This window comes from Agrobacterium cavarae, from assembly GCF_004310285.1.
In the GTDB taxonomy this organism is placed as follows: Bacteria; Pseudomonadota; Alphaproteobacteria; order Rhizobiales; family Rhizobiaceae; genus Agrobacterium; species Agrobacterium cavarae.
In genome coordinates this window covers 262,305-285,753 of record NZ_SISF01000034.1, presented here as the reverse complement: position 1 = coordinate 285,753, position 23,449 = coordinate 262,305, and the positions used below count along the sequence as shown (strand labels likewise).

Genomic DNA, 23,449 nt, shown 5'->3' with positions numbered 1-23,449 from the left:
TCAGATCGAGAACTCCTCCGGGCAGAAACGTTATCGTAAAAAACTATGACCGTCACGCCCGAAAAGTTCTATCAACACACATCGGGATTTATGTCAGTCGATATCAGATAGGATATATCAACATATATTATACATATCATATCATTAGAAGCATTTTTTAAGGTCTTTTAGGAACCAATCAAGCCGACGCTCGCGTCCCTATGTCCAGCTATTGCGTTTCCCTATACCCACGTTTCAACCTCTCTCACGCCGTCCGACCTGCATCGTTTCAGACACTCCAAGTCACAAGCCGTACCGGTTACGACACCTTGAGCTTTGCAATGGAATAAAACCGCACTACGATGCCCGTCCGGTTATGGGAGGCGGCGGCAAATGAACGATAGCACGGACATAGAAGCAGGCGGCCAAGCGCTTTCGTCCAATGAACGCCCGACGCTCAAGACCATTGCCTATATGACGGGTCTCGGCATCACCACAGTCTCGCGCGCCTTGAAAGACGCACCCGATATCGGGGCGGATACCAAGGAGCGCGTGCGGCGTGTCGCCCGCCAGATCGGCTATCAGCCAAACCGCGCCGGCGTTCGCCTTCGCACCGGCAAGACTAATGTCATTGCGCTGGTGCTCAGCGTCGACGAAGAGTTGATGGGTTTTACCTCGCAGATGGTCTTCGGCATCACCGAGGTTTTGACCAACACGCCCTACCATCTCGTCGTCACACCCCACACGCATGCCAAGGACACGATGACCCCGATCCGCTACATTCTGGAGACGGGATCGGCAGATGGCGTCATCATTTCCAAGGTCCGCCCGGAAGATCCACGCGTGCGCCTGATGACCGAGCGCAACATGCCCTTTGCCACCCATGGCAGAAGCAGCATGGGCATCGATCACCCCTTTCATGACTTCGATAACGAAGCCTATGTCTACGAGGCGATGAAGCGCTTAGCCCAGTGCGGCAGGAAACGCGTGGCCGTGCTGCTGCCGCAAAGCCAGTTCTCCTATCACGACTTTGCCCGTCGCGGATTTGAGCGTGGATTGAAAGACTTTGGAATCACCGAATTCGCTTTGCCCAACATCAACAACGACACCCCGTTGGAAGAGCTGAAGGAGGAAACCGCACGGTTGATGAGCGGCAGCGATGTGCCGGATGGCATCGTGTCGATCAGCGGCAGTTCGACGATTGCGATCGTGGCCGGGATCGAAGCGAGTGGCAAGAAGATCGGAACGGATGTGGATATCGTGTCGAAACAGTCCGCCGACTTCCTCAACTGGCTCCGACCAGAAATCCACACGATGAACGAGGATATCAAGCTGGCGGGTCGCGAACTTGCCCGTGCCGTCCTGGCACGCATCGAAGGCAGGCCAACCTCGGAACTTCAGACGATCAGCAAGCCCGTCTGGTCCAGCCATACGCCCAAGCTGTAACACACTCGTCAGCCTGTCCTGGCCCTCGCCTCGAAAGCCTCGAATGGCCGTACCGCCGATGCCAGATCTTCGGCGATCAAGCCCGGCCCGAGGCTCCGCCCCATCTCCCCATGCAACCACACCGCAGCGGCCGCCGCTTCGAATGCCGGCACCTGCTGCGCCAAAAGCGCACCGCAGATACCGGCCAGCACATCGCCAGATCCTGCCGTTGCCAGCGATGAGGGTGCGTTGGTGTTAACGCCTGCCCGACCATCGGGAGCTGCAATCACCGTATCTGCTCCCTTGTAGATGATGACGGCATTGCTGCATTTGGCAGCGGCTTGCGCCTTTTCGATTTTGCTTAGTGTGTCATCCGCATGAACATCCGGGAACAGTCGTGCAAACTCGCCCTCGTGCGGCGTCATGATCCTAGGCGCGTCTTCGGTGAAGAGCGAGAAGAGCTTGAGAGTGTCGTCCTTGAAGGCCGTGATGCCATCGGCATCGAGCACGAGCGCGCGATCCTTGAGGAGCGCCACGAACGCTCTGGCTTTTTCCAGATCGCCAAAACCAGGCCCCAGAACATAAGTCCCATGGCGTTCGTCTTCAGCCCAATCCCCGAGAGCGTCTCGATCGTCGATCGGTGTCACCATCACCGCCGTGAGTGTCGCCGAAAGAACGGGGATCGCCTCTTCTGGAGCCGCGATCGTTACGATCCCGGCGCCCGCCCGCAAGCCGGACATCGCCGTCATTCGAGCAGCACCGGTCGAATGTGAAGGACCTGCGAAGACCGTCAGATGACCGCGTTTGAACTTGTGCGTCTCCACATCATCATGGACAAGATAACTCTTCCAGAGGTCGGGGGAGTTTTCCCATAGAGCTCCGACATTCGCTTCGACGATGCGTCGAGGAATACCGATATCGAACACCTCCAGCGCACCGCAAAACTCTCGTCCCGGCATCAGCACATGTCCCGGCTTCTTTGCCACGAAGGTGACTGTCCGGGCAGCCTTGAATGCAGAGCCGAGGGCAACACCCCGGCGGCCGCAGAGCCCCGAGGGAAGATCAATCGCAACGACTGGTGTTCCTGCGTGCCCCACAGCGCGAATAACCGCAGCAACTTCCGGCGGAACATCGCGCGAAAGACCAGCGCCGAAAATGCCGTCGATGATCACATCGCCATCACGCGGCGTGAATGCAGCGAGCGATTGATTGCCGATATCGCCCGAAACTTCGATCCACGCCTCATGAGCCTGCTGGGCGGCACCTTTGAGCTTGACCATATCGCCAAACACGAAAACCGCGACATCCGCCCCCGCGTCGCGAAGCGCGCGGGCGGCAACAAAACCGTCGCCGCCATTGTTGCCGGCTCCACAAAGCACAGCGTATCGGCGCGCTTCAGGATAGTGCCGCAATGCGCAAGCAGCGACCGCTTGTCCTGCACGCTCCATCAGCGAGATGATGGAAAGTCCGCTGGCTTCAGCGGCGGCATCAATGCGGCTCATAGCAACCGGATCGACGAGACGATATTGAACGGAATGAGTCATAATTCGCACCTCATCGGAAAATGCGGCGAAACGCAACCGGCGCTTTTTAAGGCAAGCAGGAAAGACTAAAAATAAGTCAAATGATCATTTTTTTAGCAAACAGACGACGTTGGGGCGTGTAGGCTAACGAATTGTAATTGTGGCCGCTTCCGAGGAATTCTGCCATATTTGGCGCGGTTGGGGAGCATGTTGTGGACTCAACATGCTCAGACCGCGCGGAATTGTTCCCTTCAAGGTCAGATTTCGCAGATTTTTTATCCAAAGCGGCTTCCGATCTGGCACGATACGTGCATTCTTGTGGCGGAGCGGACAGACCGCTTTAACGGGAGAAGCGGAGAGATATTTTCTCATGAAAAAGATCGAAGCGATCATTAAGCCTTTCAAGCTCGATGAAGTGAAGGAAGCCCTTCAGGAAGTCGGACTCCAGGGAATAACGGTTACGGAAGCCAAGGGCTTTGGTCGTCAAAAAGGCCATACTGAACTTTATCGCGGCGCAGAATATGTCGTCGACTTTCTGCCGAAGGTGAAGGTCGAGGTGGTGCTTGCAGATGAAAATGCGGACGCTGTGATCGAAGCGATTCGCAATGCCGCTCAGACAGGGCGCATCGGCGACGGAAAGATTTTCGTCTCGAATGTGGAAGAGGTTATCCGTATTCGTACGGGTGAAACGGGTGTTGACGCCATTTAAAAAAAGACGAGCCGAAAAAGGCTCATGCTTCACCGGGTTGAACATTACCACTCAAGGAAAATTGCTATGACCACCGCCAATGATATCTTGAAGCAGATCAAGGACAACGATGTAAAATTCGTCGACCTGCGCTTTACAGACCCAAAGGGCAAGCTGCAGCACGTCACCATGGACGTGGCCTGTGTGGACGAGGACATGTTTGCCGACGGCGTCATGTTCGACGGCTCTTCCATCGGAGGATGGAAAGCCATCAACGAGTCCGACATGGTGCTGATGCCGGATCCGGCCACTGTTCATATGGACCCGTTCTTCGCGCAGTCCACCATGGTCATCATCTGCGATATTCTCGATCCGATCTCCGGCGAATCCTACAACCGCGACCCGCGCGGCACGGCCAAGAAGGCTGAAGCCTACCTCAAGGCGTCGGGTATCGGTGACACGGTTTTCGTTGGTCCCGAGCCTGAATTCTTCGTCTTCGACGACGTGAAGTACAAGGCCGATCCCTACAACACCGGCTTCAAGCTCGACTCGTCCGAACTGCCGTCTAACGACGATACGGATTACGAGACCGGCAACCTTGGTCACCGTCCGCGCGTCAAGGGTGGCTACTTCCCAGTACCGCCAGTCGACAGCCTCCAGGACATGCGTTCCGAGATGCTGACGGTTCTTGGCGAAATGGGCGTGGTCGTTGAAAAGCACCACCACGAAGTCGCCTCTGCGCAGCACGAACTCGGCGTCAAGTTCGACACGCTGGTCTCCAGCGCCGACAAGATGCAGATCTACAAGTATGTGGTCCACCAGGTCGCAAACGCCTACGGCAAAACGGCAACCTTCATGCCGAAGCCGATCTATGGCGACAACGGTTCGGGCATGCACGTTCACCAGTCCATCTGGAAGGGTGGCAAGCCAACCTTCGCAGGCGATGAATATGCCGGCCTCTCCGAGACCTGCCTCTATTACATCGGCGGCATCATCAAGCACGCCAAGGCGATCAACGCTTTCACCAACCCGACGACCAACTCCTACAAGCGTCTGGTCCCGGGCTATGAAGCGCCGGTTCTGCTCGCCTACTCGGCACGCAACCGCTCGGCATCGTGCCGCATTCCGTTCGGCTCCAACCCGAAGGCAAAGCGCGTCGAAGTCCGCTTCCCGGACCCGACCCAGAACCCCTATCTCGGCTTCGCTGCCATGCTGATGGCAGGGCTCGACGGCATCAAGAACAAGATCCATCCCGGCAAGCCGATGGACAAGGATCTTTACGACCTGCCGCCAAAGGAACTGAAGAAGATCCCAACGGTCTGCGGCAGCCTGCGTGAAGCGCTCGAAAGCCTAGACAGGGACCGCAAGTTCCTGACCGCTGGTGGCGTGTTCGACGACGACCAGATCGATGCCTTCATCGAACTGAAGATGCAGGAAGTCATGCGTTTCGAAATGACCCCGCACCCGGTCGAATTCGACATGTACTATTCGGCGTAAAGGTTCGCGTGAGGCGCTCTTCGGAGCGCCTTTCTCAAACCTGTGCCATCCTGGCGGGATATATGCCCATCGAACGACTTGAGGCGCCCTGCGGGGCGCCTTTCTCTTTCCAACGAACAGGTCGCCGATGAGTAGTCTGCTCACATGCGAAAACTGGAAATGCCGATGAGCCCCGCCCCGTCCCCTCGCCTGCGTGACTGGCTGATCTTTCTGGCCGTTCCCTTCTTCTTCTCCAGCAATGTGATATTCGGGCGCGGCATCAGCGGCGAAGTCTCACCCTTCACCACGGCATTTCTGCGTTGGTCGCTATCCACCCTTTTCGTGCTTCCCTTCATTCTGAGCGACTGGCGCGCCTGCGTCACCCTCATCCGCAAGAAGACACTGCTCTGGTTTGTGCTCGGCGCGCTTGGCATGGCGGTGTGTGGTGGCGTGGTCTATTGGGGGCTGACAAAAACCTCGGCCGCCAACGGCACGCTGATTTATACGACATCGTCGCTCTTCATCATCATCTTTCAGCGCATCTTCCAGGCGCGACCGATCAGACGGCTCGAACTCATCGGCATGCTCATTGCCTTTGCCGGCGTGGCGGAGATTGTTCTGAAGGGAGATATCTCGCAACTATGGGCATTGAATTTCAACATTGGCGATCTCGCAATCCTGAGCGGCGCCATCGCCTTCGCAATCTACTCCCTGCTGCTGCGTGATCCCGCCGCGCGCGACCTCGCATCGCTCAGCCTCTTTGGCACGATCGCCTTTTCCGGCGCTCTTGTTCTTGCGCCACTCGCTGGCATGGAACTTTTCAACGGCGGCCTTTTACCCTCGACGCCGACGGCCTGGGCAAAAATTGGTGGTATCATTCTCTTTGCGTCGATCGCGGCCTTCTACTGCTTCACGCATACGGTCCGCGTCTTCGGACCGGTTACAGCCGGCATTACGCTTTACATGATGCCGCCAGTATCCATCGTCATGGCCGTGTTGTTTCTTGGCGAGACATTCGAACCATATCATGCGGTGGGCATTATACTTGTGACAGGAGGCGTGGTTCTCGCAACGGCACCCTTGGGAAAAATCCGCTGACAGGCGCTTGAGACCGCTACATCTTGATATTTCCGCATCATACCCCAAATTATACGGGGAAAGGATGACATGCCATGAAACAACGAAACGCAAAATTTACCATCGGCGAGGTCGTTCGCCACAAGGTGTTTCCGTTCCGCGGTGTGATATTCGACGTTGATCCCGAATACGCAAATACCGAGGAATGGTGGAACGCGATCCCGGCTGAGATCCGCCCCGACCGCGACCAGCCGTTCTACCACCTGCTGGCGGAAAACGATGAGACGGAATACGTCGCATACGTCTCTGAGCAGAACCTTGTGCATGACGAGAGCGAGCAGCCATTGCGCAATCCGAATATCACCCGGATATTCGACACCACTCCCAATGGTGAACTCAGGCCAAAGTCGGCCATGACGCATTGAGCCAGCAAGCCCCAAAACCCAGACACGAAAAAACCGGCCTCAAACGAAGCCGGTTCTTTTTTTTGATCTCTGCAGATTAGATTAGTTTGCAGGCTTGGCCTTGGCAGCGTCCTGTGCTGCTTCCAGCTTCTTGCGGGCTTCCTCAGCCTTCTTCTGCATGCCTTCCTGCAGCGAACGCTGGCTTTCGGCAAGCTGGGACTGGCTGATCGGCTGGCCGTCATAAGCACCGGTGAAGCCGTTCAGCGCGATCTTGATCGGGTTCGGCGCGCGACGGAAGTTGATCGATGTGAAGACGACTTCGTTGCCCTTCTTCAGGCTTGCAATCATCGCATCCGTCAGCTGAACTTCAGCAGTGCACTTGTCTGGAAGGCAGACGGCGTAATCGAGCTTCTGGCCCTTGCCGCCATCGATCTGCATGACGACGCCTGGGGGCAGAAGACGTGCTGTCGGGACGGACACCTGGAGGATCTTACGGTTGACCTTACCTTCGACGCTGATCAGGCCAACGGCGGTGATCATCTGGCCGTTCTGGGCAAGAACGATATTCTGCACGACGCAAACATCATTGTCTTCCTGCTTGCTGCAGGTCTTGAACCAGCCCAGCGGCGGAGCGCCTGCCGGAGCGGCAGTCTGCTGAGCCTGAGAAACAGCCGGTGCAGACACGGCGCCCAGAGAAAGAACGAGAGCAGACAGGGCCGCCCGGGTGAATGTGTTTGCAGTTTGCATCATAAGAGTTCCGTCTCCTGAATTTATGCGAAGCAGCGCTTCATGTGAGCACCGCTCAACATCGCCGGTATCCGTCTGCCCGTTCCACTGTCGTTTAAATGAGGCAAATGCGTGACCCGAGTGTTTCGGGACTCCTGTTACATCCCGATCGACCTGATATCCAGCATTTCTTTTACTTTTTCCTTGTATCCGACAAGATTTCCGTGATCGGATGCCCCTGTCCGCTGTGATAGATTTGCGCGGGAATCAAACAAGACAGGCGATTTGAGTTCAGGTCCCACGACCTTGGAATCAACAGTCCGAATGCGACAGGATAGTGACATGCGAAGCCTTTTGGCGCTCATTCCAGCCCTTCTTATCTCCGGCATGGCGATGGCTGAACCGCTTCACGGCATTTCGATGCATGGCAAACCCGCCCTGCCGGCGGACTTCAAGAACCTTCCCTATGTCAATCCGGGCGTCAAGAAAGGCGGCCGGGTGTCCTATGGCGTCGTCGGCACATTCGATGCGCTCAATCCTTTCGTTCTGAAGGGTATGCGCACCACCGCGCGTGGCGTTTGGGACCCGGAATTCGGCAATCTTCTTTATGAACCGCTGATGCAGCGCTCCCATGACGAGCCCTTCACCCTATATGGCCTGCTGGCGGAAAGCGCCGAATGGGATGATGAGCGAACCTACATCCAGTTCAACCTCAATCCGAAAGCCCACTGGCAGGATGGCAAGCCCGTCACTCCGGAAGATGTGATCTTCAGCTTCAATCTTTTGAAGGAAAAGGGTCGCCCGCCTTTCGACAGCCGGCTGAATGGTGTCGCCAAGATGGAAAAGGTGGGCGAGCGCAGCGTCCGCTTCACCTTCAATGAAAAAGCCAATCGCGAGACGCCTCTTATCCTGGCGTCCTCCACCCCGATCCTGCCCGCCCACGCCATCGATGCCAAAACCTTCGAGCAAGCAGGGCTTGGACCGGTGATCGGCTCCGGTCCCTATCGAATCAAAACCTTGCGACCTGGCGAACAGATCGTCTGGGAACGGGACAAGAATTACTGGGGCAAGGATATTCCCTCCAAGATCGGTTTCGACAATTACGACGAGATCAGCGTGACCTACTTCCTGCAGGTGACGACGATGTTCGAAGCCTTCAAGAAGGGCGATATCGACATCTATCCGGAAGGCGATGCGATCAACGGCACCTCCGACACCTCCCACTGGGGCCAGGCTTATAACTTCCCGGCTGTTCAGCGGGGCGACATCTCCAAGGATGTTTTCGAACCGGGCCTACCGTCTGGCATGTTCGGTCTGGTCTTCAACACCCGTCGACCGATGTTTGCCGACGAGAAGGTGCGTGAGGGACTGTCCTACGTTCTCGATTTCGAGTGGATGAACCGAAACATTCTCGGTGGTGCCTTCAAGCGAACCCAAAGCTACTGGCAGAACTCCAAGCTCGGTGCCTATGGCAACCCGGCCAACGAAAAGGAATTGGCGCTGCTCGGCGACGCCGCAAAGCGTCTGCCGCCGGAGATTCTGGCAGGCACCTACGAAATGCCGACGACCGACGGAACGGGCGCGGATCGCACCGTCCTGAAGAAAGCCGTCTCCAAGCTCGGCGAGGCTGGCTTGACCATCAAGAACGGCAAGATGGTGGATAAGGACGGCAAGCCGCTGAGCTTTGAGCTCATGACGCAAAACCCGGCGCAGGAGCGTATTGCGCTCGCCTATCAGCGTTCGCTGAAGCTGATCGGCGTCGATATGGCGATACGCTCCGTGGATGACGGGCAATATCAATCCCGCTCCAACAGCTTCGATTATGACATGATCATCCGCTCCTTCCCGTCGTCCTTGTCACCGGGTGCAGAACAGATCAATCGCTGGGGCTCGGTCTCAAAAAATGCCAATGGCAGTTTCAATTATGCAGGCGTTGCGGACCCGGATGTCGACCGGATGATCGAGGCCTTGCTGCAGGCCCGTGAGACGGAAGATTTCGAGGTTGCCGTGCGCGCCTACGATCGCCTTCTGACGGCTGGCCACTATGTGATCCCGCTCTACTATATCGGTGCACAATGGGTCGCCCGCTGGAAATATATCGACCGGCCGGAGAAGACCCCGCTCACCGGAAACCAGAAGCAGACATGGTGGGACACGCGCGCGCAGTAGAAAGCTTGCGCTTCCCCACCAGTGACGGTTCCCTTTTGGTAACGCCTTGTGCCGCAAGCACAGACTATCTAGATGAGGCGTTATTCAAACACAGGAAGGAACAGCACCATGCAACGCATTGTCATCGACATCGTCTCGGACATGGCGTGTCCCTAGTGCTATCTCGGAAAAGCGCGTCTTGATCTCGCCTTGGCTGAAGTTCAGGACAAAGTCAGCGTCGACATCAACTGGCGTCCATATCAGTTGAACCCGGATTACCCGCCGGAAGGCGTCGATCAGAAGGTCGAGTTGGAAAAGAAACTCGGCGGCAAGGATCGCGTCGAACAGGCCCACAAGATGCTCACCGAACTCGGTCGTGAAGTGGGTATTGCCTATGATTTCGACGCGATCAAAATCGGTCCGAACACGCTTGATGCGCACCGGCTTTCGCTCTGGGCGCATGCCGAGGACCGTGCGCTTCAGGACAGAATCGTCACGGCACTGTTCAAGGCCAACTTCGAGGAAGGCCGCAATATCGGCGATCATGCCGTGCTGATCGACGTCGCAGGTGAATGCGGTATGGACCGTGAACTCGTATCCCGCCTACTGGCATCGGATGCAGATAAGGATACGATCAAGGCCGAGATTGATGCGGCGCAGCAAATGGGCGTTTCCGGCGTCCCGTTCTTTATCCTGGATCAGAAATATGCCGTCAGCGGCGCACAAACGCCGGACGTGCTTATTAATGCACTGCGGGATATTGCCAAAATGAAAGCGGAAGAGCATAGGGCAATGAACTGATCGCAGCGCCCGAAATGGCGTGAGTAACGCCTCGTCGCCGCTGCGATTTTCGACACAGTAATCCAGCGGTGATTTCGTGCCAGACAGCAGGTTGAAGGGCATATTGCTCGCCTTTGCCGCCTTCGCGGCCTATGCTTTCAGCGATGCGAGCGTAAAACTTATCGACGGGCAACTCCCACCCGTCGAATCGGGCTTCTTCGGAGCGTTCTTTGGGCTGCTCGCGCTCCCCTTCATCCGCAAGCGTAATGATGCCTGGACAGATATCGTCCGCACGACGAACCGGTCTCTCTGGCTGTTGCGGTTCTTTGCCACTGGTGCCAGCACCATCGGCAGCGTCGTCGCGTTCACGCATCTTGCCATGGCGGAAGCCTTTGCCCTGATCTTCCTCCTGCCCTCCTTCGTCACCATCATGTCGGTCATCTTTCTGAAGGAGCAGGTCGGCATCAAGCGGTGGTCGGCGGTCATCATCGGCTTCGCCGGCGTTCTCATCATCTTGAGACCGGGTTTCCGCGAACTCTCCATAGGTCATCTCGGGGCGATCATTGGGGGCATGGGCGGGGCGATCTCCATCGTCATCTTCCGCGCGATCGGACCACGGGAAAAGAACATCTCGCTTTATGGCGCGGGCCTGCTTGGCTGCCTTACGGTCTGTGGCGTGTTGATGATCCCCTCCTTCACGCTTCCGAACGCCGAACAGTGGCTGATGCTGGCTGGTTACGGCCTGCTGGCGGCGCTCGCTAATGTCCTCATCATGTATGCCGCGCAATATGCACCCGCAGCGGTGATTGGCCCGACGCAATACAGCCAGATGCTCTGGGCCATCCTCTTCGGGTACCTGATCTTCGGCGACAGGATAGACGGCTGGATGCTTGTCGGCATCGCACTGATCGTGGGGTCTGGCCTGCTGACGCTGATGCGCGAAAAGCAGCGGAACGTGCCACTGCCAAACTCTGTTGCTGCATCGGATCAGAACGTGACGGCCGTTATGTTGCCGGATGAAAAAACGGAGGCGGGCCGATAGTCGGCCCGCCCCGTTTAAAAACACTTCATTGAAAAATTTTATTGTTTTCGTCTTACAATATCAGCTCACATCAATAGCAATATCATTTCACATCAATCGCAGACACGGACGCGATACATGTCGCCAAATCCGTCCTGACGCCATGCAACATGGCAGCGGGGGTAAACGGGCTCGTAGACGACAGGGGGCGGGCCGTAATAGGTGGGTTCTGCATAGACAGGCGTGCCGTAAACCGGCCTGTCATGTGCAGCAGACAGCAGTGCGCCGCCTACAAGTGTACCAGCAATACCGGCGGCAAGGCCGCGGCCGAAATTGTTGCGTGCTTCAGCTTGGCTGGTGGTGGCAATTGTGGTGCCCGCAATTGTCAAAGCAACCAGACCAGCGGTGACAAATCTGTTCTTCAATGTCCACATAGTCCTGCTCCTTAAAATCTGTCAGCACATCGTCCTGTGCTGATGAGGATGAGACTACGCCCCGGAAGACTACCGATACATGTCCGTTTGATTAATTCCTTGTAAGGAATCCCAAGGACGCGATTTTTCTTACTTGCGTCAGGATTTTGCCAGTTCCGCAAGCTGTGTCATGATCATCGCCGCGCCTGCCAGGCGCTTTTCGGGCGTCGGCAGATCGCGGGTAAGGAACACGCTGTGGTCCGGCCTGATCTTTGCCATCGAGCCCTGCTTGGCGATGTAGCCAACGAGTGCCGCCGGGTTCGGAAACTCCTTGTTGCGGAACTGCACGACGACACCCTTCGGGCCGGCATCCAGTTTCTCGACATTGGCGGTACGGCAGAGCGACTTGACGTAAACGATCTTCAACAGATGCTGCACTTCCTTCGGCAGCGGCCCGAAGCGGTCGATCATTTCCGCGCCGAAGCCGTCGATCTCATTGAGGTCCGTCAACTCGCCAAGGCGACGGTAGAGACCCATGCGCAGGTGGAGATCAGGCACATAGCTTTCCGGAATCATCACGGAGGTACCGACGGAGATCTGCGGCGACCAGCCGGTGTCGATAACGTCGTCCTCGCCCTTCACCTCGGCAACCGCTTCTTCCAGCATTTGCTGGTAAAGCTCGAAACCGACTTCCTTGATATGGCCGGATTGCTCTTCGCCAAGCAGATTGCCGGCACCGCGAATATCGAGATCGTGGCTGGCAAGCTGGAAGCCGGCACCGAGCGTGTCGAGAGACTGCAGCACCTTCAACCGCCGCTCGGCCATCGTCGTCAGCACCTTGTTGACCGGCAGCGTGAAGAGCGCAAAGGCGCGAACCTTGGAACGCCCGACACGACCACGCAGCTGATAGAGCTGTGCAAGACCGAACATGTCCGCGCGGTGCACGATCAGCGTATTGGCGGTCGGTACATCGAGGCCGGATTCGACGATGGTGGTGGAGAGAAGAACATCATATTTGCCGTCATAGAAGGCGTTCATGATGTCTTCCAATTCCCCCGCCGGCATCTGCCCATGGGCAACCGCAACCTTCAGTTCCGGCACGTCGGACTGCAGGAAGGCTTGAATGTCCGCCAGATCGGCCAGACGCGGGCAGACATAGAAGCTCTGCCCGCCGCGATAATGCTCGCGCATCAAAGTTTCGCGGATGACAAGTGGATCGAAAGGCGAAATGAAGGTGCGCACCGCCATGCGATCGACCGGCGGCGTGGTGATCAGCGACAGTTCGCGCACACCGGTCATCGCCAATTGCAAGGTGCGTGGGATAGGCGTTGCGGATAGTGTCAGAACGTGAACATCGCTCTTCAACTCCTTCAGCCGCTCCTTGTGCTTGACGCCGAAATGCTGCTCTTCATCGATGATCAGAAGGCCGAGATTGGCAAAGGTGATCCCCTGCCCCAGAAGCGCATGCGTGCCGACGACGATATCGGTCTTGCCTTCCGCCACCTCCTTCTTGACGAGATTGAGCTCCTTGGCGCCGACGAGGCGTGACGCCTGCTGCACGCGGATCGGAAGCCCGCGGAAACGCTCTGAGAAGGTGCGGAAATGCTGACGTGCCAGAAGCGTTGTCGGCACGACGACGGCCACCTGAACACCATTCATGGCCGCAAGGAAGGCCGCGCGAAGCGCCACTTCCGTCTTGCCGAAGCCCACATCACCGCAGATCAGGCGATCCATGGGCCGGCAGGCGCCAAGATCGTCTCGGATCGAGTCGATGGCATTCATCTGGTCTTCGGTTTCCTCATAGGGGAAGCGCGCGGCAAACTCGTCGTAGAGGCCATCGGGTGCTGTCAAAACCGGCGCGTGGCGCACGAGACGAGCGGCAGCAATCCGAATGAGATCGCCTGCCATATCGAGGAGGCGTTTCTTGAGCTTCGCCTTGCGCATCTGCCATGCGCCGCCGCCAAGCTTGTCAAGCTGGGCTTCCGCCGCATCCGAGCCATAGCGGGACAGAAGATCGATGTTTTCGACCGGCAGGAACAGCTTGGCATCGTCGGCGTAATGCAGTTCAAGGCAGTCACGCGGAGCACCGGCTGCCTCGATGGTGCGGAGCCCGACGAAGCGACCGATACCATGCTCGGCATGAACGACGAGTGACCCTTCATCGAGTCCCGCGACTTCGGAGATGAAGTCGGCACCGCGCTTGCGGCGCTTGGAGCGGCGCACCATTCGGTCGCCGAGAATATCCTGTTCGCCGATAATGGCGAGATTGCTAGTGCCGAGGGTCGTCTCAAAACCGGCTTCGAGGCTGAGAACCGCCGATGCCGCCTCGCCCTTGCCGAGCTTTTCGATCTCCTTCAATGACGAGATCGGCTTGATTTTTTCAAGCCCGTGCTCGTTCAGAACCTGTAAGAGGCGGTCCAGTGAACCTTCCGACCAACCGGTGATCAGAACCTTCCAGCCCTTGGACCGACGCTCGGCAATGTGTTTGACTGCCAGATCAAAGACATTGACGCGGTCTTCGCTGCCACCCTCCGCCGGAGGCTTTGCCCAGCGGGGACCCACATGCGCATCGAGAGTGGCCACTGGCCTGTCGTTGGAGTCCTGCTCATTGAAGGGCGTCAGGCGCACGGCATTGACGGCGTTCAGCGCCTCATCGAAGCTCTTGCCGCCGAGATAGAGTTGGCTGGGTGACACCGGCTTGTAAGGCGCGCCCTGCGTGGCACCCTTTGTCTGGCCGGAATTGCGTCGCGCCTCGAAGTAATCATGCACGAGCTTGGAGCGCTCGACAGCCGCCTCGCGCGCGTTGTGATCGGTGACGATGCGGAAGCCTTGCAGATAGTCGAATGCGGTTTCCAGCTTGTCGTAGAAGAGCGGCAGCCAATGCTCCATGCCGGCATAACGCCGGCCTTCCGAGACAGCCTGATAGAGTGAATCGTCCCTGGTGGCGGCACCGAAGAGTGAAAGGTAATTCTTGCGGAAGCGGCTGATCGTATCCGGCGTCAGCGTCACTTCGCTCATCGGACTGAGATCGAGCGAGCGGGCCTGTCCTATGGTGCGCTGGCTGGCGGGATCGAAAGTGCGAATGCTCTCCAGCGTATCGCCGAAGAAATCGAGACGCACTGGCTCTTCGGTACCGGGAACGAAGACATCGAGAATACCGCCGCGCACGGCAAATTCGCCGACCTCGCGGACCGTCGCGACACGGTCGAAACCGTTACGCTCCAGACGCGCGGCGATCTCTTCCATGCGGATCTGGTTGCCCGGCTTGGCGGAAAAGGCGAGGCTTTCGATGACATCGCGCGGCGCCATCTTTTGCAACATCGCATTGACGGTGACGAGCACGATGGCCGGATGCGGCTTCTTTTGATGCTGGATGAGGCCGGAAAGCGCCGCCAGCCGGCGGGCGGAAGTATCCGCACTCGGGGACACGCGGTCATAGGGAAGGCAGTCCCACGCGGGCAGTGTCAGAACCGGAATGTCCGGGGCCACGAACCCAAGAATCTGCTCGAGATCTGCAACGCGGTGTCCGTCCGATACGACATAGGCAACGGATGTTCCGCCGCGCGCCATATCTGCCAGGAGAAGCGCCTCCACTCCGGAAGGCACATTTCCAATGGTCAGCGGCGTATCGGCCGATGCCACCAGCTTCACATCAATCCCGGCGATCATAAATCAGGCTTTCGTTGTCTCGGATGTGACCGGATCGAAGTCCGGGCGATAAGAGGCGATTTTCATGAAGAGAGGCGTCTGGAATTTTTCAGGGATCGGCAGAGCGCCCGTCACCATCTTGACGAGGTCGTTATCCTCCTCAGCCATGATCACTTCGAGCTCGTCGAGTTCCGCATCGGAAAGATCGGCGATATTGTCTTCGGCGAACTGGCCCAGAACCAGATCCATTTCGCGAATGCCGCGGTGCCAACAGCGATAGAGAATCCGCCGGCGTCTCGGTTCGAGGTCGGCACTCGTGCGCACCAGTCCAGTCATCGCAGTCACCTGTTTGTTGGAAATTCAACAAATTGTTGATTTTCGTTCTCCTATAGAACAGGACAGGAACGCTTGGGAACCGCTATTTGTGCAAATATGCGGCACAGGGCATAAAAACTGCCGGTGATAAACGCGCTTTATCGGTGTCGCGCTATTGCAATGGGGACAGCCTTCCCCGATTTTGCAGCCCATGCGTCCCGCCATACTCGATCCCCTCTTTGCCACAGTCTCTTCGCTTGCCGGCGTCGGGCCGAAGCTTGCCGATCTGTTGGCGAAACTTTTGGGCCGGGAGAATGCCGAAGACACGCGCGTCATCGATCTGCTGTTTCATGCGCCGTCCAATATCATCGACCGGCGTAACCGCCCGGGTATTGCGCTTGCGCCGCAGGGCGCCATTGTCACCATTCAGGGACGTATCGACCGGCACCAGCCTGCGCCGCCCGGCAATCGCTCGGCACCCTATCGTGTCTTCCTGCATGACGAGACAGGCGAACTGGCGCTGACCTTCTTCCGCGCGCGCGGCGACTGGCTGTCAAAAGCGCTTCCTGTCGATGAAGAGGTGATGGTCAGCGGCAAGATCGACTGGTTCAACGGTCGCGCCTCCATGGTTCATCCGGATTTCATGGTGAAGGTCTCGGAGGCCGATAATCTGCCGCTGGTCGAAGCCGTCTATCCGATGACGGCCGGTCTTTCGCCCAAGATATTGAAGCGTTCCATCGATACCGCGTTGCAGCGCCTGCCGGTCTTTTGCGAATGGATCGACGAGACGCTTGCCACACGCCAGAGCTTCCCGCATGTGGCCGATGCCTTCCGCGAATTGCACGACCCACGCGACGCTGTCGACATCGATCCGCAGGCCCCTGCCCGCCGCAGGCTTGCCTATGACGAGTTCCTGGCGGGACAGCTTTCGCTGTCGCTGGTCCGCCAGAGGCTGCGGAAGGTCGCTGGTCAGCCGATCCGCGCCAAGGGAGATTATGCAGCGCGCATTCTCGCGGGCCTGCCCTTTTCGCTCACTGCAAGCCAGAGCGCTGCGGTGAAGGATATTCTGACCGACATGGCAGGCGAAGACCGCATGCTCCGCCTTCTCCAGGGCGATGTCGGTGCGGGCAAGACGCTGGTGGCCCTGATGGCGATGGCAACCGCTGTGGAAGCCGGCGGACAAGCGGTGTTGATGGCGCCGACTGAAATTCTGGCGCGCCAGCATTTTGCGACGATGACGAAGTACGCCGCCGCCGCTGGCATCTCCTGCGAGGTTCTGACGGGCAGAACCAAAGGCAAGGAGCGCCGCGAGATCGAAGAGCGGATTGCCTCGGGAGAGGCGCAGATCGTCATCGGCACCCACGCCCTGTTTCAGGACAGCGTGTCCTATAAGAACCTCGTCCTCGCCGTCGTGGATGAACAACATCGCTTCGGCGTGCATCAACGCCTTCGTCTCACCGCCAAGGGCATCACACCGCATATGCTGGTGATGACGGCAACGCCCATTCCCCGCACGCTGGTTCTTGCCGCCTTCGGCGACATGGATGTCTCCAAGCTGACGGAAAAGCCCGCAGGCCGAAAGCCGATCCAGACGGTGACCATTCCCAATGAGCGGATCGGTGACATCGTCGACCGGCTGCGCAGCGCTTTGGCGGAGGGCAAGAAGGCCTACTGGATTTGCCCTCTGGTCGAGGAATCGGAGGAATCGGATCTCATGTCGGCAGAGGAACGACATGCGGTGCTGTCACAATCCTTGCGCGCCAATATCGGCCTCATCCACGGGCGGATGAGCGGGCCTGAAAAGGATGCGGCGATGCTCGCCTTCAAAAGCGGCGAAACACGCTTGCTTGTGGCAACCACTGTCGTCGAAGTGGGCGTGGATGTGCCGGATGCCACGATCATGGTCATCGAGCACGCCGAACGCTTCGGCCTTGCCCAGCTTCATCAGCTGCGCGGTCGCGTCGGCCGTGGCGACGAGGCCTCTACCTGCATATTGCTGTATAAGGGTCCACTCAGCGAGAACGGCAAGGCCCGGCTTTCCATCCTGCGCGATAGCGAGGACGGCTTCCTGATTGCCGAAGAGGATCTGAAGCTGCGCGGCGAAGGAGAACTCCTCGGCACCCGCCAATCCGGCACGCCGGGCTTTCGCATAGCGAGCCTCGAGGCGCACGCCGATCTGCTGGAGATCGCCCGCAAGGATGCAGCCTATATGATAGAAAAAGACGCCGAGCTTGTGAGCGAGCGCGGCAAGAACCTCAGAACCCTGCTTTATCTCCATCGCAGGGACGAAGCCATCCGCTTCCTCCACGCAGGCTGATACACTCATGACAATCACACCCAACCCGCCACCGGCCTTCCAGAAGGGCTTTGCCCTGTGTTCGCCTGAAAACATTCTTCAACCGAAGACCTTCGCCAAGAGCGAGAAGAAGGCGATCGCAAAAGGCTTCAAAAAGCCCGGTCGCAAGCAAGCCTGGGCAGACGCTCTGGAACAGGGCTGGAGCGTCAGGCTCGTCTATATGCGCCTCTTCGTGCCCGTGTTTCATTCCACGACGTCCGGCACGCAGGACTTCGAAGAGATCGACGACGATTGATATGCGTAAAAAAGCCGCGCCGAATGTTTTCGGCGCGGCTCTTTTTATGCGTAGATTCAAAAAGGAAAAGCGTTCTTTGTGCGTCCATTAGGACGCAAGGCGCTTTAACGCTTGGCAACGCCTGGCAGCGTCACGCGGAACACCTGGAACATGGTGTCCACATCCGCATCACCTTCCGCCTTGTAAGACTTCCCAACCTGGAAACCGTCCTGTGTCAGGAAGTCGTTGTCATTGGCGACGAAGAGGAAATAGTCATCCGGTGCGGAAGCATCGAGGACACTTGCAATCGACATAGCCTCCCACTTTTCCGACAGGTTGTTCTTGTCGTTCGGGGCGCCATTGTGCAGGCCGAAGCGAGCAAGGTCCTTGGCGTCGTTGAGATCGATGAAGTCATGCAGAGCGGCTGGCTTGATGGTGCTGTCCAGAACACCCTTGGGCGCAACCGGCTTCACATCGTCGAATTCGCCACCGGCAATGTCTGTCGCGCCGGAGAGATCCACGAGTTCTATTCTGCGGTAGACCGACGTATCGCCCTTCATACCCTGACCATTGTTGCTGTCGCGCGCCAGCATCAGGAATGCCTTGTCCGACAAAGCCAGGATCTCGCTCTGTGCTGCGACAAGCTTCTTGTCCTTGCCCTCGAACTTCGGCAGCGGCACGACATATTCATGCACGAGCTTCAGGTGATCGACATCGCTCGCATCATAGACCAGTGCGCGGGTGTGATCGCGGGTCGACGAGGAATCGCCGCCATCCTGACGGGTTGCCGATTGCAGAACGGCGATGAGGTATTTGCCATCCGGGGTCAGCGACATGCCTTCCAGACCCTGATTGTTCTGGCGCCCGGTTTCGGGGTCCTTCGGATCGGGCTTCTTGCCACCTTCGCCAACATTGTTGGACGAGAAGTTGATCTCACCCTTGCGCATCGGCAGCAGCGCCTTTGGCGGCTGCGTGGCCGAGATCATCTTACCGTCGGCAGAGAAGTGATAGATATAGGGGCCGTACTCGTCGCTGATGAGGAACGAGCCGTCCGCAAGACGCACCGCCGCCTCGGCATCGAGAGAGACTTTGCCTGTAGACGCGAAAGGCAGCACTGGCGTCGTGCCACTCGCCGGACGGGTACCGGCCTCAGGATCGAGGCCTGTCATGTTCTTGCCCTGCTCATCGGTCAAAAGCAGCGTATCGGCAAGCGTTGCCTGAACACCCGTCTGCTGCTTGTCCGCAGCCACGTCGCCGCCCGTTGCGGGCATCAGCGTCACGTCGATCTTGTTGATGCGGGCATTGTAATCCGCCGTTCCTTCGACATTGTAGCCACGGTCCGGCAGCAGCCAGAGAGAACCGCGATAGCCATCGCCTTCCTTCTTCCAGCTGGTGACATCGATCGCCATGCCCGAGCCGGAGCCAAAGGTTTCGCCGAACTTGTCGCGCTGGCTGGCGGGAATACGACCAACGGCGACCAAGCCCTTGCTCGCGTAGCTGACGCCGTTTGCAGCAGCGGTGGTTTCAGCCATCACGGCAGCAGGAAACATGAAGATCGATGCCGCCAGGGCGGCAGCAAGCCGGCGAGAGGCAGAGAAACGGAGTGATGTCATGGAACGGTATCCTTGAGAAAACAAAGAAAGACGAAGTCTTCGACACAGCATGTAGCGCGGGCGCACCGTGTTCCGGTTCGTGAAGAAGCCTGCTCCCTGGCATCTGTCTCTAAGATCGATCCATGACACTTGCATGACGGCTGAGATTTATGCCGTTGGCAGGCTTAGACGAGCTTTCGGTCGCCGGCCGCAAACTTTGCCTTGAGAAGGCATTCGTCATATTCGGACTGCGCGGTGGAATCGAAGACAATCCCGCCGCCGACATTGAAGGTCGCGCGCCCATCGTCGAAAAGGGTGATAGTGCGGATCGCGACCGAAAACCGCATGTCACCCTTTGGTGAAATCATGCCAATCGCGCCGCAATAGACGTCGCGCGGCCCGACCTCCAGGTCATGCAATATCTCCATCGCCCGCATCTTTGGTGCTCCCGTCACCGAGCCGCACGGAAAGAGTGCCGCAAAAATATCGGCGATAGTCATGTCCGGCAGGAGCTTTGCGCGCACATGGCTGACCATCTGGTGCACGGTCGGATAGGTCTCGATTTCGAAGAGCTTTGGCACATTCAGACTGCCGACTTCTGTGATCCGCGAAATGTCGTTGCGCAGCAGATCGACGATCATGCGGTTTTCAGCGAGCGTCTTCTCGTCCTTGCCCATATCCGAAATGATCGCTGCGTCCTCATCAGCCGACGATCCGCGCTTGACCGTACCCTTCATCGGATGGGTCTCGATCCAGCCATCTGCATTGACGGAGAAGAAGAGTTCCGGCGAGCGTGACAGGATGATAGGGCCGTCCAGATGAACCAGCGCCCCGTATTTGACTGGCTGTCGCTCGATCAGAGACCAGAAGGCGAGAAGCGGATCGCCATGCCACCGACCAGTGACAGGCATGGTAAGGTTAGCCTGGTAACAATCTCCTTGGCGGAGATGCTGATGCAGTCGATTGAACCGTTTCTCGTAGTCGGCAAAGGCCCATGACGCCGTGAGGTCGCTCAAAAAATCGTCAGGCGCCATAAGTTTCAATGGCTTGGATGCCGCACGCGTATCACTGGATAGTGACGAAAACACACCGAAGCACAATAGCGGGCAAGCCCGATCTTGCTCTGCGAGAGGCCTTAGCTTGGGCTCGAAAAGGTATCCTGCCTCATAGGACATATAGCCGGCTAAATATTTTCTGCTTGCTCTGGCGGCCTGCATTCTTTCAAGCGCTGGAAAGACGTCGCTGGCCTCATGCGCAACGATAATCTCCTCCGGCTCCGTAAACAGCGTCACTGTGCCGGTCGTATCGTCACGAAAAAGAACGTAAGGCGCATCTAGCATTCAGCTATCCGATGATGGTTGTCACACCGGATCGATATCGCCTTTCGCCCACATTTCAATGGTCTCCGCGTAGAAATCCGGAAAGCGACCTTCTTCGATCGATTTGCGAATCCCCTGCATCAACTCCTGATAATAGGCGAGATTGTGCCAGGACAGAAGCATGCCGCCCAGCGCTTCGTTGGACCGAACCAGGTGATGGAGATAGGCGCGCGAATAATCACGCGATGCCGGGCAGTTAGACTGCTCGTCCAACGGACGCATGTCTTCCGCGTGGCGGGCGTTGCGGATATTCACCCTGCCTCTGCGGGTAAAGGCAAGGCCATGACGACCGGAGCGGGTCGGCATCACGCAGTCGAACATGTCGATGCCGCGTGCCACGGATTTCAAGATATCGTCCGGCGTGCCGACGCCCATCAGGTAGCGCGGCTTTTCCGTCGGCAGAACCGGCAGCGTCGTATCGAGCATGGCAAGCATGACGTCCTGTGGCTCGCCCACCGCAAGACCACCCACGGCATAGCCCTTGAGATCGAGCTCTTTCAGCCCTTCGGCGGAGCGAATACGCAGGTCCGGCTGGTCGCCACCTTGAACGATGCCGAACATCGCCTTACCCGGCTGCTCGCCAAATGCGACCCGGCAGCGTTCCGCCCAGCGCAAAGACATTTCCATCGCGCGTTCGATCTCCTTGCGCTCGGCAGGAAGCCCCACGCATTCATCGAGCTGCATCTGGATATCCGAATCGAGCAACCCCTGGATCTCGATAGAGCGCTCCGGCGACATGTGGTGAAGCGAGCCATCGACATGGCTCTTGAAGGTCACGCCCTTCTCATCCAGCTTGCGCAGGCCAGACAGCGACATGACCTGGAAGCCGCCGCTATCGGTCAGGATCGGATGCGGCCAGCGGATCAGCTCATGCAGGCCACCCAAGCGCGCCACGCGCTCCGGGCCGGGCCGCAGCATCAGGTGATAGGTGTTGCCGAGAATGATATCGGCGCCAGCCTCGCGGACCTGATCGAGATACATGGCCTTGACGGTGCCGACGGTGCCAACCGGCATGAAGGCGGGCGTGCGGATGACGCCGCGCGGCATCGCCACTTCGCCAAGACGCGCGCCGCCGCTGGTTGCTTTAACGGTGAAGGTGAAATTCTCGTGCATCAGACTTTCCGGAACAGCAGGCTGGAATCGCCATAGGAATAGAAGCGGTAGCCGGTTTCGATGGCGTGAGCATAGGCTGCCCTCATCGTCTCCAGCCCGCAGAAGGCCGAAACCAGCATGAAGAGCGTGGATTTCGGCAGGTGAAAATTGGTCATCAGAATATCGACCGCTTTGAAGCGGTAGCCGGGCGTGATGAAGATACCGGTGGCGCCGGACCATGGACGTATCTGTCCGTCATCACCAGCCGCACTTTCGATCAACCTCAACGATGTGGTGCCGACACAGACGATGCGCCCTCCCCTCGCTTTCACCGCGTTCAGCTTCTGCGCGGTCTCATCCGAGACGTAACCGATCTCGAGATGCATCTTGTGATCATTGGTATCGTCTGCCTTGACCGGCAAGAACGTCCCCGCCCCGACATGCAGCGTGACGAAATGGCGCTCGACCCCAGCCTTATCCAGCGCGTCGAAGAGTGCCGGGGTGAAATGCAGACCCGCAGTCGGTGCGGCAACGGCGCCTTTTTCACGGGCATAGATGGTCTGGTAATCTGTCTGGTCCTGCGCATCTTCGGCGCGTTTCGCGGCGATGTAAGGCGGCAGGGGGATATGGCCGACAGAGGCGATGGCCTCATCCAGCACCGGTCCGGAGACGTCGAAGAGCAGCGTGATTTCGCCCTCGTCGCCTTTTTCCTCGACCGTCGCTTCCAGGAAAGCGAGGCCGCAGCCATTGTCGCGCTCATAGCCGAAGCGGATGCGATCGCCTGCCTTGATGCGCTTGCCCGGACGCGCAAAGGCCTTCCATCGGCTGGCGTCGGCACGCATGTGAAGCGTTGCCGAAACCGGTGTCTCCTGCGCGCCATCGCGCAACCGCACACCTTCGAGTTGGGCAGGAATGACCCGCGTATCGTTGAAAACCAAGGCATCGCCGGGCTTCAGGAAGCTCGGAAGATCGAAAACCTGATGATCGGTCATACGATCCGTATTGGGATCCACGACAAGCAGGCGCGCGCTATCACGCGGATTGGCTGGGCGCAGCGCAATATTCTCCTCGGGGAGATCGAAATCGAACAGGTCAACGCGCATGTAAAGGCTCTTATCAAGTGTCTCGATCGGCTCGCATCGCCCTGCCAGATCGGCAGCGAAATGAGCAGAATATCAAAACCCGCCTCGCAG

At 58.0% G+C, this 23,449-nt stretch carries 18 protein-coding genes and 1 pseudogene; 10 read left to right on the top strand and 9 right to left on the bottom strand.

Features of this window, described 5'->3' with window-relative positions; genetic code table 11:
- The first annotated feature begins 372 nt into the window (after positions 1-372).
- A complete protein-coding gene (locus EYC79_RS22220) occupies positions 373-1,425 on the top strand; it encodes a LacI family transcriptional regulator (RefSeq protein ID WP_130979534.1) in 1,053 nt (350 codons plus the stop codon).
- An 8-nt stretch (positions 1,426-1,433) separates the two neighbouring features.
- Here the strand turns inward: EYC79_RS22220 and EYC79_RS22215 are convergent, their stop codons facing one another.
- Entirely contained in the window at positions 1,434-2,948 is a 1,515-nt protein-coding gene (locus tag EYC79_RS22215; RefSeq protein WP_130979533.1) for an NAD(P)H-hydrate dehydratase, read from the bottom strand.
- 349 nt (positions 2,949-3,297) lie between these two features.
- Here EYC79_RS22215 and EYC79_RS22210 point away from each other — a divergent pair, with 349 nt between their 5' ends.
- From EYC79_RS22210 to hspQ, 4 genes are all read left to right on the top strand, one after another.
- The gene (locus EYC79_RS22210) at positions 3,298-3,636 is read left to right on the top strand and encodes a P-II family nitrogen regulator (protein WP_007753933.1); all 339 of its coding nucleotides are present in this window, start codon (positions 3,298-3,300) and stop codon (positions 3,634-3,636) included.
- A 66-nt stretch (positions 3,637-3,702) separates the two neighbouring features.
- Positions 3,703-5,112: a type I glutamate--ammonia ligase gene (glnA, locus tag EYC79_RS22205; protein ID WP_062437373.1), complete on the top strand. Its 1,410-nt coding sequence runs from the start codon at positions 3,703-3,705 to the stop codon at positions 5,110-5,112.
- A gap of 159 nt (positions 5,113-5,271) precedes the next feature.
- The gene (locus EYC79_RS22200; RefSeq protein ID WP_130979678.1) at positions 5,272-6,189 is read left to right on the top strand and encodes a DMT family transporter; all 918 of its coding nucleotides are present in this window, start codon (positions 5,272-5,274) and stop codon (positions 6,187-6,189) included.
- A 74-nt stretch (positions 6,190-6,263) separates the two neighbouring features.
- Positions 6,264-6,593 carry a heat shock protein HspQ gene (gene hspQ / locus EYC79_RS22195; RefSeq protein WP_062437371.1) on the top strand — a complete coding sequence of 110 codons (330 nt, stop codon included), beginning with the start codon at positions 6,264-6,266 and terminating at the stop codon, positions 6,591-6,593.
- Positions 6,594-6,674: 81 nt separating this feature from the next.
- On the opposite strand, the gene EYC79_RS22190 is transcribed toward hspQ, so the two are convergent.
- Positions 6,675-7,322 carry an invasion associated locus B family protein gene (locus EYC79_RS22190; protein ID WP_130979532.1) on the bottom strand — a complete coding sequence of 216 codons (648 nt, stop codon included), beginning with the start codon at positions 7,320-7,322 and terminating at the stop codon, positions 6,675-6,677.
- Positions 7,323-7,640: 318 nt separating this feature from the next.
- Here EYC79_RS22190 and EYC79_RS22185 point away from each other — a divergent pair, with 318 nt between their 5' ends.
- From EYC79_RS22185 to EYC79_RS22175, 3 genes and pseudogenes are all read left to right on the top strand, one after another.
- Positions 7,641-9,467 (top strand): extracellular solute-binding protein, encoded by a 1,827-nt coding sequence (locus tag EYC79_RS22185; protein ID WP_130979531.1) that lies wholly within the window; start codon positions 7,641-7,643, stop codon positions 9,465-9,467.
- 108 nt (positions 9,468-9,575) lie between these two features.
- Positions 9,576-10,247: pseudogene (locus EYC79_RS22180) on the top strand (DsbA family oxidoreductase).
- Positions 10,248-10,323: 76 nt separating this feature from the next.
- Positions 10,324-11,268, top strand: coding sequence for a DMT family transporter (locus EYC79_RS22175; RefSeq protein WP_130979530.1), 945 nt, complete (start codon positions 10,324-10,326; stop codon positions 11,266-11,268).
- Between the two features lie 92 nt (positions 11,269-11,360).
- On the opposite strand, the gene EYC79_RS22170 is transcribed toward EYC79_RS22175, so the two are convergent.
- The 3 genes from EYC79_RS22170 to EYC79_RS22160 all read right to left on the bottom strand — a co-directional run bounded on the left by EYC79_RS22170 (position 11,361) and on the right by EYC79_RS22160 (position 15,644).
- Complete coding sequence (locus EYC79_RS22170; protein WP_062427406.1) at positions 11,361-11,681, bottom strand: hypothetical protein; 321 nt, start codon at positions 11,679-11,681, stop codon at positions 11,361-11,363.
- A 138-nt stretch (positions 11,682-11,819) separates the two neighbouring features.
- Entirely contained in the window at positions 11,820-15,329 is a 3,510-nt protein-coding gene (mfd, locus tag EYC79_RS22165) for a transcription-repair coupling factor (RefSeq protein ID WP_130979529.1), read from the bottom strand.
- 3 nt (positions 15,330-15,332) lie between these two features.
- A complete protein-coding gene (locus tag EYC79_RS22160; protein ID WP_130979528.1) occupies positions 15,333-15,644 on the bottom strand; it encodes an FAD assembly factor SdhE in 312 nt (103 codons plus the stop codon).
- 190 nt (positions 15,645-15,834) lie between these two features.
- Between EYC79_RS22160 and recG the strand changes: the two genes are divergently transcribed.
- Positions 15,835-17,940: an ATP-dependent DNA helicase RecG gene (gene recG / locus EYC79_RS22155; RefSeq protein WP_130979527.1), complete on the top strand. Its 2,106-nt coding sequence runs from the start codon at positions 15,835-15,837 to the stop codon at positions 17,938-17,940.
- Between the two features lie 7 nt (positions 17,941-17,947).
- On the top strand, positions 17,948-18,214 hold the full coding sequence (locus EYC79_RS22150; protein WP_113273984.1) for a hypothetical protein: 267 nt from the start codon (positions 17,948-17,950) through the stop codon (positions 18,212-18,214).
- Between the two features lie 104 nt (positions 18,215-18,318).
- Here EYC79_RS22150 and EYC79_RS22145 read toward each other — a convergent pair whose 3' ends face one another.
- The 4 genes from EYC79_RS22145 to queA form a co-directional block, all read right to left on the bottom strand.
- Positions 18,319-19,806: an esterase-like activity of phytase family protein gene (locus EYC79_RS22145; protein ID WP_130979526.1), complete on the bottom strand. Its 1,488-nt coding sequence runs from the start codon at positions 19,804-19,806 to the stop codon at positions 18,319-18,321.
- A gap of 164 nt (positions 19,807-19,970) precedes the next feature.
- Positions 19,971-21,125 carry an aminodeoxychorismate synthase component I gene (locus EYC79_RS22140; RefSeq protein ID WP_130979525.1) on the bottom strand — a complete coding sequence of 385 codons (1,155 nt, stop codon included), beginning with the start codon at positions 21,123-21,125 and terminating at the stop codon, positions 19,971-19,973.
- A gap of 21 nt (positions 21,126-21,146) precedes the next feature.
- Positions 21,147-22,277, bottom strand: a complete 1,131-nt coding sequence (gene tgt / locus EYC79_RS22135; RefSeq protein ID WP_130979524.1) for a tRNA guanosine(34) transglycosylase Tgt — start codon at positions 22,275-22,277, stop codon at positions 21,147-21,149.
- Entirely contained in the window at positions 22,277-23,359 is a 1,083-nt protein-coding gene (gene queA / locus EYC79_RS22130) for a tRNA preQ1(34) S-adenosylmethionine ribosyltransferase-isomerase QueA (protein WP_112954979.1), read from the bottom strand. The genes tgt and queA overlap by 1 nt, the downstream gene beginning before the upstream one ends.
- Between the last annotated feature and the right edge of the window lie 90 nt (positions 23,360-23,449).

Excerpts from the sequence above, each read along its gene's own strand:
- hspQ (WP_062437371.1), top strand. The coding sequence starts at position 6,264 with ATGAAACAACGAAACGCAAAATTTACCATCGGCGAGGTCGTTCGCCAC.
- EYC79_RS22145 (WP_130979526.1), bottom strand. The coding sequence starts at position 19,806 with ATGACATCACTCCGTTTCTCTGCCTCTCGCCGGCTTGCTGCCGCCCTG.
- EYC79_RS22210 (WP_007753933.1), top strand. The coding sequence starts at position 3,298 with ATGAAAAAGATCGAAGCGATCATTAAGCCTTTCAAGCTCGATGAAGTG.
- queA (WP_112954979.1), bottom strand. The coding sequence starts at position 23,359 with ATGCGCGTTGACCTGTTCGATTTCGATCTCCCCGAGGAGAATATTGCG.
- EYC79_RS22190 (WP_130979532.1), bottom strand. The coding sequence starts at position 7,322 with ATGATGCAAACTGCAAACACATTCACCCGGGCGGCCCTGTCTGCTCTC.
- EYC79_RS22170 (WP_062427406.1), bottom strand. The coding sequence starts at position 11,681 with ATGTGGACATTGAAGAACAGATTTGTCACCGCTGGTCTGGTTGCTTTG.
- EYC79_RS22185 (WP_130979531.1), top strand. The coding sequence starts at position 7,641 with ATGCGAAGCCTTTTGGCGCTCATTCCAGCCCTTCTTATCTCCGGCATG.
- EYC79_RS22160 (WP_130979528.1), bottom strand. The coding sequence starts at position 15,644 with ATGACTGGACTGGTGCGCACGAGTGCCGACCTCGAACCGAGACGCCGG.
- EYC79_RS22150 (WP_113273984.1), top strand. The coding sequence starts at position 17,948 with ATGACAATCACACCCAACCCGCCACCGGCCTTCCAGAAGGGCTTTGCC.
- tgt (WP_130979524.1), bottom strand. The coding sequence starts at position 22,277 with ATGCACGAGAATTTCACCTTCACCGTTAAAGCAACCAGCGGCGGCGCG.
- recG (WP_130979527.1), top strand. The coding sequence starts at position 15,835 with ATGCGTCCCGCCATACTCGATCCCCTCTTTGCCACAGTCTCTTCGCTT.
- EYC79_RS22200 (WP_130979678.1), top strand. The coding sequence starts at position 5,272 with ATGCCGATGAGCCCCGCCCCGTCCCCTCGCCTGCGTGACTGGCTGATC.
- EYC79_RS22140 (WP_130979525.1), bottom strand. The coding sequence starts at position 21,125 with ATGCTAGATGCGCCTTACGTTCTTTTTCGTGACGATACGACCGGCACA.
- EYC79_RS22215 (WP_130979533.1), bottom strand. The coding sequence starts at position 2,948 with ATGACTCATTCCGTTCAATATCGTCTCGTCGATCCGGTTGCTATGAGC.
- glnA (WP_062437373.1), top strand. The coding sequence starts at position 3,703 with ATGACCACCGCCAATGATATCTTGAAGCAGATCAAGGACAACGATGTA.
- EYC79_RS22220 (WP_130979534.1), top strand. The coding sequence starts at position 373 with ATGAACGATAGCACGGACATAGAAGCAGGCGGCCAAGCGCTTTCGTCC.
- mfd (WP_130979529.1), bottom strand. The coding sequence starts at position 15,329 with ATGATCGCCGGGATTGATGTGAAGCTGGTGGCATCGGCCGATACGCCG.